At 60.6% G+C, this 13,402-nt stretch carries 13 protein-coding genes; 3 read left to right on the plus strand and 10 right to left on the minus strand.

From position 1 onward, the window contains the following. Nucleotides 1-3: 3 nt before the first annotated feature. The 3 genes from CD175_RS11405 to CD175_RS11415 all read right to left on the minus strand — a co-directional run bounded on the left by CD175_RS11405 (nt 4) and on the right by CD175_RS11415 (nt 2,637). A complete protein-coding gene (locus tag CD175_RS11405; protein ID WP_104448993.1) occupies nt 4-840 on the minus strand; it encodes a substrate-binding periplasmic protein in 837 nt (278 codons plus the stop codon). A 117-nt stretch (nt 841-957) separates the two neighbouring features. Beyond that, on the minus strand, nt 958-1,887 hold the full coding sequence (locus CD175_RS11410) for an electron transfer flavoprotein subunit alpha/FixB family protein (protein WP_104448994.1): 930 nt from the start codon (nt 1,885-1,887) through the stop codon (nt 958-960). Beyond that, nucleotides 1,888-2,637 carry an electron transfer flavoprotein subunit beta/FixA family protein gene (locus tag CD175_RS11415; RefSeq protein ID WP_015093946.1) on the minus strand — a complete coding sequence of 250 codons (750 nt, stop codon included), beginning with the start codon at nt 2,635-2,637 and terminating at the stop codon, nt 1,888-1,890. A gap of 548 nt (nt 2,638-3,185) precedes the next feature. On the opposite strand from CD175_RS11415, the gene CD175_RS11420 reads away from it, so the two are divergent. Continuing rightward, a complete protein-coding gene (locus CD175_RS11420) occupies nt 3,186-4,850 on the plus strand; it encodes an electron transfer flavoprotein-ubiquinone oxidoreductase (RefSeq protein WP_104448995.1) in 1,665 nt (554 codons plus the stop codon). Nucleotides 4,851-5,033: 183 nt separating this feature from the next. On the opposite strand, the gene CD175_RS11425 is transcribed toward CD175_RS11420, so the two are convergent. The 6 genes from CD175_RS11425 to CD175_RS11455 all read right to left on the minus strand — a co-directional run bounded on the left by CD175_RS11425 (nt 5,034) and on the right by CD175_RS11455 (nt 10,967). Further along, nucleotides 5,034-5,837, minus strand: a complete 804-nt coding sequence (locus CD175_RS11425; RefSeq protein ID WP_015093944.1) for an IclR family transcriptional regulator — start codon at nt 5,835-5,837, stop codon at nt 5,034-5,036. A gap of 60 nt (nt 5,838-5,897) precedes the next feature. Beyond that, nucleotides 5,898-7,208, minus strand: a complete 1,311-nt coding sequence (locus CD175_RS11430) for an MFS transporter (protein WP_104448996.1) — start codon at nt 7,206-7,208, stop codon at nt 5,898-5,900. Between the two features lie 189 nt (nt 7,209-7,397). Beyond that, nucleotides 7,398-8,546 (minus strand): galactonate dehydratase, encoded by a 1,149-nt coding sequence (dgoD, locus tag CD175_RS11435; RefSeq protein ID WP_104448997.1) that lies wholly within the window; start codon nt 8,544-8,546, stop codon nt 7,398-7,400. 45 nt (nt 8,547-8,591) lie between these two features. Next, nucleotides 8,592-9,212, minus strand: a complete 621-nt coding sequence (locus tag CD175_RS11440) for a 2-dehydro-3-deoxy-6-phosphogalactonate aldolase (protein ID WP_104448998.1) — start codon at nt 9,210-9,212, stop codon at nt 8,592-8,594. A 19-nt stretch (nt 9,213-9,231) separates the two neighbouring features. Continuing rightward, on the minus strand, nt 9,232-10,224 hold the full coding sequence (locus CD175_RS11445) for a 2-dehydro-3-deoxygalactonokinase (RefSeq protein ID WP_104448999.1): 993 nt from the start codon (nt 10,222-10,224) through the stop codon (nt 9,232-9,234). A gap of 260 nt (nt 10,225-10,484) precedes the next feature. Beyond that, nucleotides 10,485-10,967, minus strand: a complete 483-nt coding sequence (locus tag CD175_RS11455; protein ID WP_104449001.1) for a GNAT family N-acetyltransferase — start codon at nt 10,965-10,967, stop codon at nt 10,485-10,487. A 180-nt stretch (nt 10,968-11,147) separates the two neighbouring features. Here CD175_RS11455 and CD175_RS11460 point away from each other — a divergent pair, with 180 nt between their 5' ends. After that, entirely contained in the window at nt 11,148-12,353 is a 1,206-nt protein-coding gene (locus CD175_RS11460; RefSeq protein ID WP_104449002.1) for an MFS transporter, read from the plus strand. A gap of 81 nt (nt 12,354-12,434) precedes the next feature. After that, a complete protein-coding gene (locus tag CD175_RS11465; protein WP_104449003.1) occupies nt 12,435-12,758 on the plus strand; it encodes a hypothetical protein in 324 nt (107 codons plus the stop codon). 70 nt (nt 12,759-12,828) lie between these two features. Here the strand turns inward: CD175_RS11465 and CD175_RS11470 are convergent, their stop codons facing one another. Then, nucleotides 12,829-13,389 carry a DUF1285 domain-containing protein gene (locus CD175_RS11470; protein WP_104449004.1) on the minus strand — a complete coding sequence of 187 codons (561 nt, stop codon included), beginning with the start codon at nt 13,387-13,389 and terminating at the stop codon, nt 12,829-12,831. Between the last annotated feature and the right edge of the window lie 13 nt (nt 13,390-13,402).

Here is a 13,402-nt window from a genome sequence, read left to right on the forward strand (position 1 = left end):
TCCCTACTGTTTTGGGGTACTGACGGGTTGTTGCGGGGGTTGCTGCGGTTGTGAGCGCTGTGTCTTCCAGCGCTCGATATTGCGCATCAGCACGGCTTCCGTCAGTCCGGACGCGGGCAATTCTGTCATCTTTTTGGCCAACTGTCCGCGCAACCACGGATCGTTGCAGGCCGAGTTGTGGGAAATCGCCAGGAACAGGCCAGGTTTGTCGACCGGTTGCGAACGCGCGCTCAGATCACCGGCCATGCCCAGTGTCTGTGCAGTCGCCATGCCCGAGTAACGTCCGGCCAGGACAAATTCGACTTCGCCCAACAACAGTTTCTGAAAGGCCAGGGTCAGGTTGGACGTGCGCGTGAGGGTTAATTGCTGTGCGGCAAAGGTGCTGAATTGCGGGGTCAATCGAGCCTTTTCCGACACGGCACCCGGATGGCCGTGCAGATCGGACGCTTCGTTGTAGACCAGTGTCGAATCCTTGCGCGTCCAGACCAGGTAGTCGTTTTCCAGCAAGGGTGGATGGATGTAATCAAGGGCTTCCAGCTCACTGACGGTCAACGTCGCGTCCGCCAGCATGTCCATGCGTCCGCTGCGCACTTCGTCCAGGGCTTGGGCGCGTTTGCCGGCATACAACAGTTCAACCTTGAGCCCCAACTCCCCCGCCACTTGCTGCAACAAATCGGCACTGGCACCGATCAGGTGTTTGGGATTCTGCGGGTCTTGCCACAGGTACGGCGGCGCGTCGGGGCTGCCGGTGACCACCAGGCGTTCGCATTTGCCTGCGGCGAAAGACAGCACTGGCAACAGCGTCAATCCCAGCAAGCTCCACACAAAGCGCAGATCCATGGCTTCACACTCCACTCATACCCGGTTATGCCCCCCTGTAGGAGCGAGCTCGCTCCTACAGAGAGCAAAAAAAAGCCCGACCAAAAGGCCGGGCTCTTTATAAGTGAAGCAGCCGGTTTAGACCAGCTTCTCCAGCTCAGGGATGGCTTCGAACAGGTCCGCCACCAGGCCGTAATCGGCCACCTGGAAGATCGGCGCTTCTTCGTCCTTGTTGATCGCAACGATCACTTTGGAGTCTTTCATGCCGGCCAGGTGCTGGATCGCGCCGGAGATACCGACGGCGATGTACAGCTGTGGAGCAACGATCTTGCCGGTCTGACCGACCTGCATGTCGTTCGGAACAAAACCTGCGTCGACCGCGGCGCGCGAAGCACCCACGGCAGCGCCCAGCTTGTCGGCCAGGGCGTACAGGTGTTTGAAGTTGTCGCCGTTCTGCATGCCGCGCCCGCCAGAAACGACGATCTTGGCAGCGGTCAGTTCCGGACGATCGGACTTGGCCAGCTCTTCGCCGACGAAGCTGGAGATGCCAGCGTCGTGGGCAACAGCAACCGCTTCAACAGCAGCCGAACCACCTTCAGCGGCAACCGGGTCGAAACCGGTTGCACGCACGGTGATCACTTTCACTGCAGCGTTCGATTGAACGGTAGCGATGGCGTTACCGGCGTAGATCGGGCGCTTGAAGGTGTCAGCGCTTTCTACCGAGATGATCTCGGAGATCTGGTCAACGTCCAGTGCAGCGGCAACGCGCGGCAGGATGTTTTTGCCATTGGAAGTGGCGGCAGCCAGGATGTGGCTGTAGCCCTTGCCCAATTCAGCAACCAGAGGAGCGACGTTTTCCGGCAGCTGGTGCGCGTAAGCGGCATTGTCAGCGTTCAGGACTTTGCTCACGCCAGCGATTTTCGCAGCGGCTTCAGCCACGGCGCCAGCGCCCTGGCCTGCAACCAGAACGTGGATGTCACCACCAATCTTGGCGGCGGCAGCAACGGTGTTCAGCGTGGCCGGGGCCAGCACTTTGTTGTCGTGTTCAGCAATAACCAAGATAGTCATTTAGATTACCTTCGCTTCGTTTTTCAGTTTCTCGACCAGTTCAGCCACCGACTTGACCTTGATACCCGCGCTGCGTGCAGCCGGCGCTTCGACTTTCAGGGTCTTGTTGGTGGAGGCGGTGGAAACGCCTAAAGCGTCCGGAGTCAGCACTTCGAGAGGCTTCTTCTTGGCTTTCATGATGTTTGGCAGAGACGCGTAGCGCGGCTCGTTCAAACGCAGGTCGGTGGTGACGATGGCCGGCAGTTTCAGGGAAACTGTCTGCGCGCCGCCGTCGATTTCGCGAGTCACGGCAACGCTGTCGCCGCTGATTTCGACTTTCGAAGCGAACGTGCCCTGACCGTAGCCGCTCAATGCAGCGAGCATCTGGCCAGTCTGGTTGTTGTCGCTGTCGATGGCTTGTTTGCCAAGGATCACCAGCTGAGGCTGTTCCTTGTCGACAACGGCCTTCAGCAGCTTGGCAACGGCCAGGGAAGTCAGGTCTTCGGCCGACTCGACGAGGATGGCGCGGTCGGCACCCAGAGCCAGCGCGGTGCGCAGTTGCTCTTGAGCGGTGGACGGGCCGACGGAGACGACGACGATTTCAGTCGCAACACCTTTTTCTTTCAGGCGTACGGCTTCTTCCACGGCGATCTCGCAGAACGGGTTCATCGACATCTTGACGTTGGCAAGATCGACGCCGGAATTGTCCGCCTTGACGCGAACCTTGACGTTGTAATCCACAACGCGTTTGACAGCTACAAGAACCTTCATGGATTCCTCGTTACTCTCCGGTGAAAAGAAAGTCGCCTAGGCGAACCTGGCGGTTGATGCTCATCGGGCGCAAGGGCACCTCCAAAAACGCCGGCAAAGGTGTCAAGTGACCATCGCTCATGACCTGGATGACCATTCGTCAGTAGTGACTGACGAGTCATTCAACATCGCGGCGTGTAAACTGCGCATCAAACCCGCGCAGCGCATCACTCTCTACTGCCATCGCCCTGTCTTTAGAGGTGCTCTTGAAACCAACTGCCAGCCTACGGCGAGCGCAAAACCGCCCGTATCTTGACCGGAACGCCTATTCCGGTCAATACGCCAAAATGGCCGTTCATAAGGCGCGTGACTTTGATTTCTCTGGCTTTGAGCCAATTCAAACAAACGTTTGTATTGGACGCTGAGAGTGGTGTAGATATAATGCGCCACCCAAAGAGAAAGGTGGTCAATCGATTGTCCGCTTTCGGCGTTGCGCCGGAATTCATGGATGCGACACCCAACCTCCAAATTAGAAAAAAAACTGTTGAGCCTTGAGTAGGAGATAACCTGTGGAACGCGAATACATGGAATTCGACGTGGTCATCGTCGGTGCCGGCCCCGCTGGTCTTTCCGCCGCCTGCCGCTTGAAGCAGAAGGCCGCCGAAGCCGGTAAGGAAATCAGCGTCTGCGTGGTCGAAAAAGGCTCCGAAGTCGGTGCTCACATTCTGTCCGGTGCCGTGTTTGAACCACGCGCCCTGAACGAACTGTTCCCGGACTGGAAAGCACTCGGCGCGCCGCTGAACACCCCCGTCACCCGTGACGACATCTTCGTGCTGAAGAACGCTGAAAGCGCGCAGAAAGTTCCAGACTTCTTTGTGCCCAAGACCATGCACAACGAAGGCAACTACATCATCTCCCTGGGCAACCTGTGCCGCTGGCTGGCCCAGCAGGCCGAGAACCTGGGCGTGGAAATCTACCCGGGCTTCGCCGCTCAGGAAGCGCTGATCGACGAGAACGGCGTGGTGCGCGGGATCATCACCGGTGACCTGGGCGTGGACCGCGAAGGCCATCCGAAAGAAGGCCTGTACACCCCGGGCATGGAACTGCGTGGCAAATACACACTGTTCGCCGAAGGTTGCCGTGGCCACATCGGCAAGCAACTGATCAAGCGCTTCAACCTCGACAGCGATGCCGACGCCCAGCACTACGGCATCGGCCTGAAGGAAATCTGGGAAGTCGACCCGGCCAAACACCAGCCAGGCCTGGTGGTGCACACCGCCGGTTGGCCGATGGACATCATGGGCACCGAGAACACCGGTGGCTCGTTCCTCTATCATCTGGAAAACAACCAAGTCGTCGTCGGCCTGATCGTCGACCTGTCCTACAGCAACACCTACCTGTCGCCGTTCGACGAGTTCCAGCGCCTCAAGCATCACCCGGTGCTCAAGCAGTACCTGGAAGGCGGCAAGCGCATCAGCTACGGCGCCCGCGCGATCTGCAAGGGTGGCCTGAACTCGCTGCCGAAGATGGTCTTCAAGGGCGGCGCGCTGATCGGTTGCGACCTCGGCACCCTGAACTTCGCCAAGATCAAGGGCAGCCACACCGCGATGAAGTCCGGCATGCTCGCCGCTGAATCCGTGGCCGAAGCACTGTTCGCTGAAAAGGACGGCAGCGAAGAGCTGACCACTTACGTCGACGCGTTCAAGAAGAGCTGGCTCTACGACGAACTGTTCGCCAGCCGCAACTTCGGCCCGGCGATCCACAAGTTCGGCGCCATCGTGGGTGGCGGCTTCAACTGGCTGGACCAGAACATCTTCGGCGGCAAACTGCCGTTCACCCTGCACGACACCAAGCCGGATTACGCTTGCCTGAAACTGGCGGCCGACTGCAAGAAGATCGACTACCCGAAACCGGACGGCAAGATCAGCTTCGATAAACTGAGTTCGGTGTTCATCTCCGGTACCAACCACGAAGAAGAGCAGCCGTGCCACCTGAAGCTGACCGATCCGAGCATCCCGATCAGCAAGAACCTGCCGCTGTACGATGAGCCGGCACAGCGTTACTGCCCGGCCGGCGTGTATGAAGTGATCACCAAGGAAGACGGCGAGAAGCGCTTCCAGATCAACGCCCAGAACTGCGTTCACTGCAAGACCTGCGACATCAAGGACCCTGCACAGAACATCACCTGGGTGACGCCGGAAGGCGCTGGCGGCCCGACTTACCCGAACATGTAAGCCGACCGCTGAACATCAAGGCTCCCGAATGGGGGCCTTTTTGTTGCCTGACATTTATGCAACAACACAAACCCCCTGTGGGAGCGAGCCTGCTCGCGAAAGCGTCCCGTCAGTCGACACTGGCATTAACTGACAGATTGCTTTCGCGAGCAGGCTCGCTCCCACAAGGGTTGCTGCGTGAAGTCAGATTTTGGCGCCCAGTTCCGCCGACAATCGAGCAGTAACACCCTTGATCAACGGAATCAGCTCGGCCATTTTTTCCAGCGGCATGTACGGCACGGTACTGGCGATGCTGATGCCGGCAACGATGCGCTTGCTGGCATCGCGCACCGGCGCCGCCACGCAACGGATCGACGGCTCGTTGTCTTCCAGGTCGAAGGCATAACCGCCGGCCACATACTCGACCATGCGCTGCTCGAACTGCTCCCAGGATTGCTCCGGGTGCTGCGGCCAGAACTGGTTTTTCCCACCCACCGGCAGGCTGACTTCGTACAGGCGCTGCCACTCTTGCGGCGAATCGTCGAGCATCAGCGCCTTGCCGATCCCGGTGCGCGCCAGCGGCATGCGATGACCGACCCGCGAACGCATTTCCGGACCATTGCGCCCCGGGTTCTTGTGCAGGTACAGCACTTCGTCGCCTTCACGGATCGCCAGATGAATGGTGTCGCCGGTCAACGCCGACAACTCATCCAGATACGGACCCGCCAGGGTCACCAACGGCAATTCTTCACGGGCCTGAAAGCCCAACTCGATCAGCTTCGGCCCCAGCAGATAACCGACTTGCGGCACCACCCGCAGGTAACGCTCATCCACCAGGCAACTGGCCAGGCGATGGGTGGTGCTGCGCGTGGTGCCGATCAGCCGGGCGATTTCCTTGAGGTCGCGGGCGCCGCTGGCCACGGCATGAACCACACCCAAACCGCGAAGCAGGGTCTGGGTGCCGGTCGGTGCGGCGTCCTTGGCGATTTTTGGGGCGTCTTCCTGCATATCCAGCCTTTACCGTTGAGCGTGTGAACGGGCGGCATTATGGTCGCCCGCGTGCCACGACTACAACTTGATGCGCTCGACCTTGCCCACCAGCAAGATGTAGGACAGTGCACCGATCAACGCCAACACCGAGATGTAGGTGATCGCCGGGGCAAAGGAATCACCCGTGGCGAGAAAGCCGATCACGATCGGCGTGGCAATCGCCGACAGGTTGCCGATGAAGTTGAACACCCCGCCGGTCAGCCCGAGCAAACGCGCCGGGGCGAGCGTCGACACCAGTGACCAGGTGATCGACGCCAGGCCGTTGCCGAAGAATGCCAGTGCGAGGAAGGCAATCACCAGCGGCGTCGACTCAACGAAATTGGCGCCGATGATCGAGGTGGAAATCAGCAAGCCGCTGATGATCGGCAACTTGCGGGCGAAACCTACCGTGTAACCGCGACGGATCAAAAAGTCCGAGAAGAAACCGGAACACAGCACACCGATAAACGCGGCGAGAAACGGCAGCGACGCCAACAGGCCGGATTTGATGAAGTCCATGCCGCGATATTTCACCAGGTAGGTCGGGAACCACGTCAGGAAAAACCACAGGGTCGAGTTGAGGCAGAACTGGCCGAGGTAGATGCCCCAGAGTTTGCGCTTGGTCAGGACAATGCCAAGGTCGGTCCAGCTGAATTTGGCTTTGACCTTGGCCTGCTCGGCCTGGATATCCACCAACCCGCCGCCCTCGCGGATCAGGTCGATCTCCGCCTGATTGGCGCCTTTGAAGTCCCGTGGTTCGCGATACACCGCGTACCAGATCACTGCCCACAGAATGCCTACCGCGCCGGTGGTGACGAATACCATGTGCCAACCGAATTCGTGCTGCAGCCAAGCCAGCACCGGTGTCAGGAAGGCCAGGCCGACGAATTGCCCGGAGGTGTAGAAACCGATGGCCGTGGCACGCTCGCGCTCGGGGAACCAAGTGGTGACCACGCGGCTGTTGATCGGATAGGCCGGTGCCTCCAGGGCACCGACCGCCATGCGCAGCACGAACAGCGCGATGAAGCTGCCAGCGAAGCCGAGCATCACGGTGGCAATCGACCACAGCAACAGCGCTGCCGTGTAAAGGATGCGTGGCGGGACCCGGTCTACCAGCCAGCCACCGGGGATCTGCATGGCGGCGTAAGTCCAGCCGAAGGCAGAGAAGATCAGGCCGACATGAATCGGGTCGATGCCCAGGTCACTGGTCAATGCCGGGGCGGCAATCGACAGGTTGCTGCGGTCCAGGTAGTTGATCACCACGGTGATGAACAACAGCACCATGATGAAAAAACGCTTGCGGCTGGGCGTCACCAACGACGCCTGCCCGGTGAGGGTTTGCGGTTGCATGGGGGGTGCCTCTTCTTATGGTTATTGAGGTCGAAAACCGGGATAACGCAGATCTCACTGTGCATGGAGATCAAACTGTGGGAGCGAGCCTGCTCGCGAATGCTGTGTGTCAGGCAACATCAATGTTGAATGCACCATCGTCTTCGCGAGCAGGCCCGCTCCCACAGGGTTCAGTGGTGTGTCAGTGACTCACCACTCGGCAAAACTGCCATCGGCATGGCGCCAGATCGGGTTGCGCCAGCGGTGGCCGATGGCGGCGCGTTCGATCACGTATTCCTCGTTGATCTCGATGCCCAGGCCCGGGCCGTTCGGGATCTTCACGAAGCCCTGGTCGTAGTCGAACACCCGTGGGTCTTTCACGTAGTCGAGCAGGTCGTTGCTCTCGTTGTAATGGATGCCCAGGCTCTGCTCCTGGATGAATGCGTTGTAGCAAGCTGCGTCCAGTTGCAGGCAAGCCGCCAGGGCAATCGGCCCCAACGGGCAATGCAGCGCCAGCGCCACGTCGTAGGCTTCGGCCATGTTGGCGATCTTGCGGGTTTCGGTGATGCCACCGGCGTGGGACGCATCCGGCTGGATGATGTCGACGTAGCCTTCGCTGAGCACGCGCTTGAAATCCCAGCGCGAGAACAGGCGCTCACCGAGGGCAATCGGTGTGTTGGTCAGTGGTGCCAGCTCTTTCAGCGCTTCGTAGTTTTCGCTGAGCACCGGCTCTTCGATGAACATCAGTTTGTACGGATCGAGTTCCTTCATCAGCACCTTGGCCATGGGTTTGTGCACCCGGCCATGGAAGTCCACGCCGATGCCGACGTTCGGGCCGACGGCATCGCGCACGGCGGCGACGTTGGCCAGGGCCTGGTCGACTTTGTCGAAGGTGTCGAGGAATTGCAGTTCTTCGGTGCCGTTCATTTTCACCGCAGTGAAACCGCGATCGACCGCTTCTTTGGCTGCACGCGCCGTGTCCGCCGGGCGGTCGCCGCCGATCCACGAATACACGCGAATCTTGTCCCGCACCTGACCACCGAGCAGGTCGCTGACCGACACGCCCAGCGCCTTGCCCTTGATGTCCCACAAGGCCTGGTCGATACCGGCCAGGGCGCTCATGTGGATCGCACCGCCACGGTAGAAGCCGCCGCGATAGAGCACGGTCCAGATGTCTTCGATATTGCGTGGGTCTTTGCCAATCAGGTAGTCGGACAATTCTTCGACGGCAGCGGCAACGGTGTGGGCGCGACCTTCGACCACGGGCTCACCCCAACCGGTTACACCCTCGTCGGTTTCGACCTTGAGGAAGCACCAGCGTGGCGGAACGATGAAGGTGGTCAGTTTGGTGATTTTCATCTTTGGCTCTCTTATTGGATGCAGCGCTCGCAGCGCCAAAAAGTCTTAGCGAAGGGCTTTCCAGGCAGCGACATAGGCCTTGGCATTGGCCGCCACCTGCTCCGGGGTCATGCCCGGCTTGAACAGACCGGAGCCGAGACCGAAACCTTTGACGCCGGCGTCGATAAACTCCTGCATGTTGTCCGGGGTAATGCCACCGACCGGCGCCAGGATCGTCCCGGCCGGCAGCACCGCCAGCCAGGCCTTGACGACTGCCGGCCCCATTTGCTCGGCCGGGAACAGCTTGAGGATGTCTGCGCCTTCGGCCAACGCCGCGAAGGCTTCGGTCGGCGTGGCAACACCGGGCGATAGAGACAGCCCCACCGCTTTCGCCGCACGCAGGACCTTAGGGTCGCTGTGGGGCATGACGATCACCTGGCCCCCCGCCGCTTTCACCTGTTCGACCTGTTCCGGCGTCAGCACCGTGCCGGCACCGATCAGGCAATCGGCAGGCAAGGTACTGCGCAGGATGCGGATACTGTCGTACGGTTCAGGGGAATTGAGCGGCACTTCGATGACGCGGAATCCGGCGGCGTACAGGACTTCGCCGATAGCGGCAGCTTCCTGTGGACGCAAGCCGCGCAGGATCGCGATCAGGCCGTTTTGCGCCAGCGCTTGTTTGAGCATGTCAGACCTCCAGGCAGGTTTAACGGGATGCGGTGGACGTGACCAGACCGGCGGCGAGCGCCAGTTGCCACAATCCGCGTTCGGTGGCCTGTTCGGCCAGGGTCACCCGGGTAAAACCGCAGGCGTCGAGCGCACGGCGGTAGCGGGCACAAAGTTGGGTATTGCCGATAAGGATGATCGACGGCAGGTGCACGCTGTTGCGCCGACGCCGCTGGACATTGGCCAGGGCCGACAACTCGTGGCCGATCAGCAGGCCGGACAGGTAGTCCGCCTGAGCGGTGGCGCTCAATTCGCCGGTCAGGCCCAGGCTACGGACGCTGAACAGCGTCGACAGCGGACCGGTTTCACCGTCCGCCGACAACGCGACCTGCACGCCACGATCAAACGCATCGCCATCGAAAGACCCGCCACGCTGCTGGGTGCGCCCGAGAATGCTGTGCTCGCTGAGCACGGCGAAGACTTCGCCGGTCATGAAGGTATCGAAATGCACAATGCAGCCGTCGGCCACTTCCACCCATTTCGAATGACTGCCCGGCAGGCCAATCAGCAGGTCCGCGCTCGCCTCGCCCGGCAGGTTTTGCAGCACACCGAGCACCTGGGTTTCTTCGCCGCGCATCACGTTCGGCAGACGTGAACGCTCGATGACGCCGGGCACGATGTGCACATCGACGCCGCGCAGGCTGCGCGCGGTTTGCAAGGAAGTGCCGAGCGTGGCGACGTTCGCCGGCGTGTCGCGGTAGGCCGCTTCGCACCAGCCCTGGGCGCTGCCGACCATGCCACAGGCAATCACCGGTAATTGCGGCTGGGCATCAAGCCAGTCCCCGCATGCCTCATCGAAAGCCAGTTCAAAACCGTTGGTGCATTCCCGGCCGCCAATGATTCGCGGTGTCTTGGGCAACTGCATGATCCCCGACGCCAGCGAACGCTGTTCGAGCACCTGCCCGTCTTCAGCCAGTTTGTAAGCACGTAATGAGGTTGTCCCCCAGTCGAGCGCGATCAATTGCGCCTGCATCGCTTCACCTGTTTTGGTTATTGGCAGTGAGTGAGCAGGACTATAAACCCGGACGCCGGAAAATCTCAATATATAAATACACATCCCATATATTGAGACATAGACAAAAAAAACCACCGCCTACGGTAGCTCCCTGGAATGCATTCCCCTGCAGGAGCTAGCTTGCTAGCGATGGTCGTCAACGATAAAGCGGAAAACCTGACACCCCGTGGTGCTTTCGATTTCTTCGCGAGCAGGCTCGCTCCTACAGGGGATACGGCTCAACGGCCCTCGGCGAACTCGCGCAATACTTTCCCATCCATCCGATACCGAACCCACTCCTCCTGCGGCTGCGCCCCCAGGGATTTGTAGAAGTCGATGGCCGGCGTATTCCACTCCAGCACGCTCCACTCGAAACGGCCGCAGTCGTTGGCGCAGGCGATTTTCGCAAGATGCCGCAGCAGAGTCTTGCCCGCGCCACCGCCGCGCTGTTCCGGCGTGATGTAAAGGTCTTCGAGGTACAGGCAATTGCTACCCAGCCAGGTGGAATAGCTGAAGAAGAACACCGCGAAACCGATGGCTGCACCTTCGCGCAGGCAGATCAGGCCATGGGCGGTGGCGCCTTCGCTGAACAGGCTGCGCTCGATATCGGCAACGCTGGCGATGACTTCATGGCGGGCACGTTCGTAGTCGGCCAGTTCAGTGATGAACGCGAGGATTTGCGGTGCATCACTGGGGGTCGCCGGGCGGATTTCGATCGTCATGGACGTGCCTTGTCAAAAGTGGAAAACGCCATACTAAGGCGACGCGATATTTGTGGCGAGGGGGCAGAGGCTTCACTCCGGTCGCCACTAACCCTGGCATCGATAACCTTGGACCTGACATTCGGGCACTGCGTGGTTAGATAGAGGCGCTGCTCACTCATCCGGTCAAGGAACCGCGTCATGTCTACCGCAACACCCCCTGTCTCAAGCAAGTTGTTCGGCCTGTTTTGCCTCGCCAGTTACCTGTTGTCGTTGTCCTACGGCTCGACCTTCCTACTGTCGCTGTTGATCAGCGCGCGTGGCGGCAACGAACACGACGCTGGCAGTGTGATTTCGGCGGCGATGCTCAGCACCTTTGCGGCGGTGATCGTTTCCGGTCATTTGTCCGATTTGCTCGGTGCCGCCCGGTCGGTGGCGCTGTTCGGTGTGTTGCTGGTAGCGGCTAGCCTGGGCTTCGCCCTGACCCCGGGTTTCGGCCATCTACTGTTGTTTTTCGGTCTGCTGCTGGGCCTGGGTTGGGGCGTGTTCTACACCCTCGGGCCGATCATCGTGGCAAGCCTGGTAACCCCCGCACAGCGCGCCAGATACTTCGCCCTGTTGTCGGGCAGCATGATGACCGGGATCGGCAGTGGCCCGCTGCTCGGCCGCGCGGCGAGTGCCCTCGGGTATCCGGTGACCGCTGCGTTTTATCTGGCGGCGCTGGCCAGCCTGATCGGTGTGCTGCTGTTCTGGCGGCTGCAGCGGAGATTGAATCAGGCCCCCCTGCAATCGGGCAGCGTGTCGCGGATTTCGTGGCGTGCCGCGGGTCAGGTGCTGTCGTCCAGGGCTGTCTTCCCGATCATCATGGTCGGTCTTGGCGGCTGCGTGTTCGGCGGGCTGTCGAGCTTTCAAACCAGTTATGCCGCAGCGCACTCGCTCGACTACTCGCTGTTCTTCCTCGGCTTCATGAGCGCGGCGATCAGTGGCCGGATGCTGGTTGCCGGATTCGTGGTCAAGCGCGACCCATTGCGTGCCTCGTGCCTGCTTTCGGGGCTGATGCTGGCGTCGATCGTCATGTTCGGTTTTGTCGTCGACAGCAGCTTCAGCTACGTGCTCGCAGCGGTAATGCTCGGGATCGGTTACGGCCTGACCTACTCGGTGATCAACGGCCTGGCCGCCAATGAGGCGCCGACCGGCACCACCGCGCAATCCTTGCTGCTGTTCAGCCTGTCGTACTTCATCGGAGTGTTCGGCTTTCCCATGCTGGCCGGGAAAATCATCGTCGAGCAAGGGATGGCCACACTGCTGCTCACCGTGCTGGCGGTTGCTGCGCTCAACTGGCTGATCACCGCAGGCCGATTGATCTGGCGAAGGGTTGCAGCGGTCAGGGCATTGGCGCAGGCCTGAGCCGCCCGTCGCTAACAACGCACCTATCCCGGTCGAGGACGGACTAATCAGGTAAGGACTCTACCCGTTGGAGACAACACCATGATCCTGTCCAGGTTGACCGCCCTCGCCCTCACCGCCCTGCTGTCTTGTGCCTCGTTCGCCGGGACCCTCGGCTCGAGCACCGGCCCGACCAATCCGGTGGAAAAGCCCAGGGCGCCGGCCATCCAGAGTGCCCCCGGCATGAACACCGATGGCACCACCATCGACCACAACCTGCCTCCGTCCACCGGTACCGACCCGCGCACCCAGGGCAATGACATGGGGCGTCAGGGCGGGGCGGATTTGCCGGACAAAAAAACGCCCGCCAGCGGTGGTCTCGGCTCAAGCACCACCGAAGACGAGGACAGCAATATCAGCCAATAGTGAAGCCAGGAGAAATGTACTGAAGCTAATGGCCCCTTCGCGAGCAAGCCCGCTCCCATAGGGTTTTGCGTCAGGGTTCGAGACCGATGGGGAAAAACTCTCCACCACTCCACACGCCTAACCAACGCTGGCCGTCGATCTCGCGACTCACCGCCAGCTCTACCAGTTGGTAGAACACATTGCGGTGAATCAACGCCTCAAGATTGCTGCGCACATGGACGTAAGGGGCTGGCTCCTGCGTGTGGGGATCGATCACTACGCGCAGCGGATGCTCCGCACCGGCCTCGGTGGTTTCATCGACGTTGGTGGTAAAGCGCAACACCTGCGCCTCACCCTCGCCTTCCACGTCCACCGCAATCGCCACGAACGGCGCATCGTCGACTTTGATGCCGACCTTTTCCACCGGGGTAATCAGGAAATAATCATCGCCGTCGCGGCGAATGATGGTGGAGAACAGTTTGACCATCGGCTTGCGCCCGATCGGCGTGCCCAGGTAATACCAGGTGCCGTCCCGGGCGATGCGCATGTCGATGTCACCGCAGAAATCGGGGTTCCACAGGTGCACCGGCGGCAAGCCTTTGGTCTTGGGGATCTGCCCCAGCAAGTCGTTGGCTTTTTGCGGGCCACTCATGGCGTTCTCCTTG

This window comes from Pseudomonas laurylsulfatiphila, assembly GCF_002934665.1.
Classification (GTDB): Bacteria; Pseudomonadota; Gammaproteobacteria; order Pseudomonadales; family Pseudomonadaceae; genus Aquipseudomonas; species Aquipseudomonas laurylsulfatiphila.

What these genes read in the sequence shown, in the direction of transcription:
- CD175_RS11425 (WP_015093944.1), bottom strand. Translation starts at nt 5,837, where the DNA reads ATGCAGGAAGACGCCCCAAAAATCGCCAAGGACGCCGCACCGACCGGC.
- CD175_RS11445 (WP_104448999.1), bottom strand. Translation starts at nt 10,224, where the DNA reads ATGCAGGCGCAATTGATCGCGCTCGACTGGGGGACAACCTCATTACGT.
- CD175_RS11455 (WP_104449001.1), bottom strand. Translation starts at nt 10,967, where the DNA reads ATGACGATCGAAATCCGCCCGGCGACCCCCAGTGATGCACCGCAAATC.
- CD175_RS11460 (WP_104449002.1), top strand. Translation starts at nt 11,148, where the DNA reads ATGTCTACCGCAACACCCCCTGTCTCAAGCAAGTTGTTCGGCCTGTTT.
- CD175_RS11410 (WP_104448994.1), bottom strand. Translation starts at nt 1,887, where the DNA reads ATGACTATCTTGGTTATTGCTGAACACGACAACAAAGTGCTGGCCCCG.
- CD175_RS11465 (WP_104449003.1), top strand. Translation starts at nt 12,435, where the DNA reads ATGATCCTGTCCAGGTTGACCGCCCTCGCCCTCACCGCCCTGCTGTCT.
- CD175_RS11470 (WP_104449004.1), bottom strand. Translation starts at nt 13,389, where the DNA reads ATGAGTGGCCCGCAAAAAGCCAACGACTTGCTGGGGCAGATCCCCAAG.
- CD175_RS11405 (WP_104448993.1), bottom strand. Translation starts at nt 840, where the DNA reads ATGGATCTGCGCTTTGTGTGGAGCTTGCTGGGATTGACGCTGTTGCCA.
- CD175_RS11440 (WP_104448998.1), bottom strand. Translation starts at nt 9,212, where the DNA reads ATGCTCAAACAAGCGCTGGCGCAAAACGGCCTGATCGCGATCCTGCGC.
- CD175_RS11415 (WP_015093946.1), bottom strand. Translation starts at nt 2,637, where the DNA reads ATGAAGGTTCTTGTAGCTGTCAAACGCGTTGTGGATTACAACGTCAAG.
- CD175_RS11430 (WP_104448996.1), bottom strand. Translation starts at nt 7,208, where the DNA reads ATGCAACCGCAAACCCTCACCGGGCAGGCGTCGTTGGTGACGCCCAGC.
- dgoD (WP_104448997.1), bottom strand. Translation starts at nt 8,546, where the DNA reads ATGAAAATCACCAAACTGACCACCTTCATCGTTCCGCCACGCTGGTGC.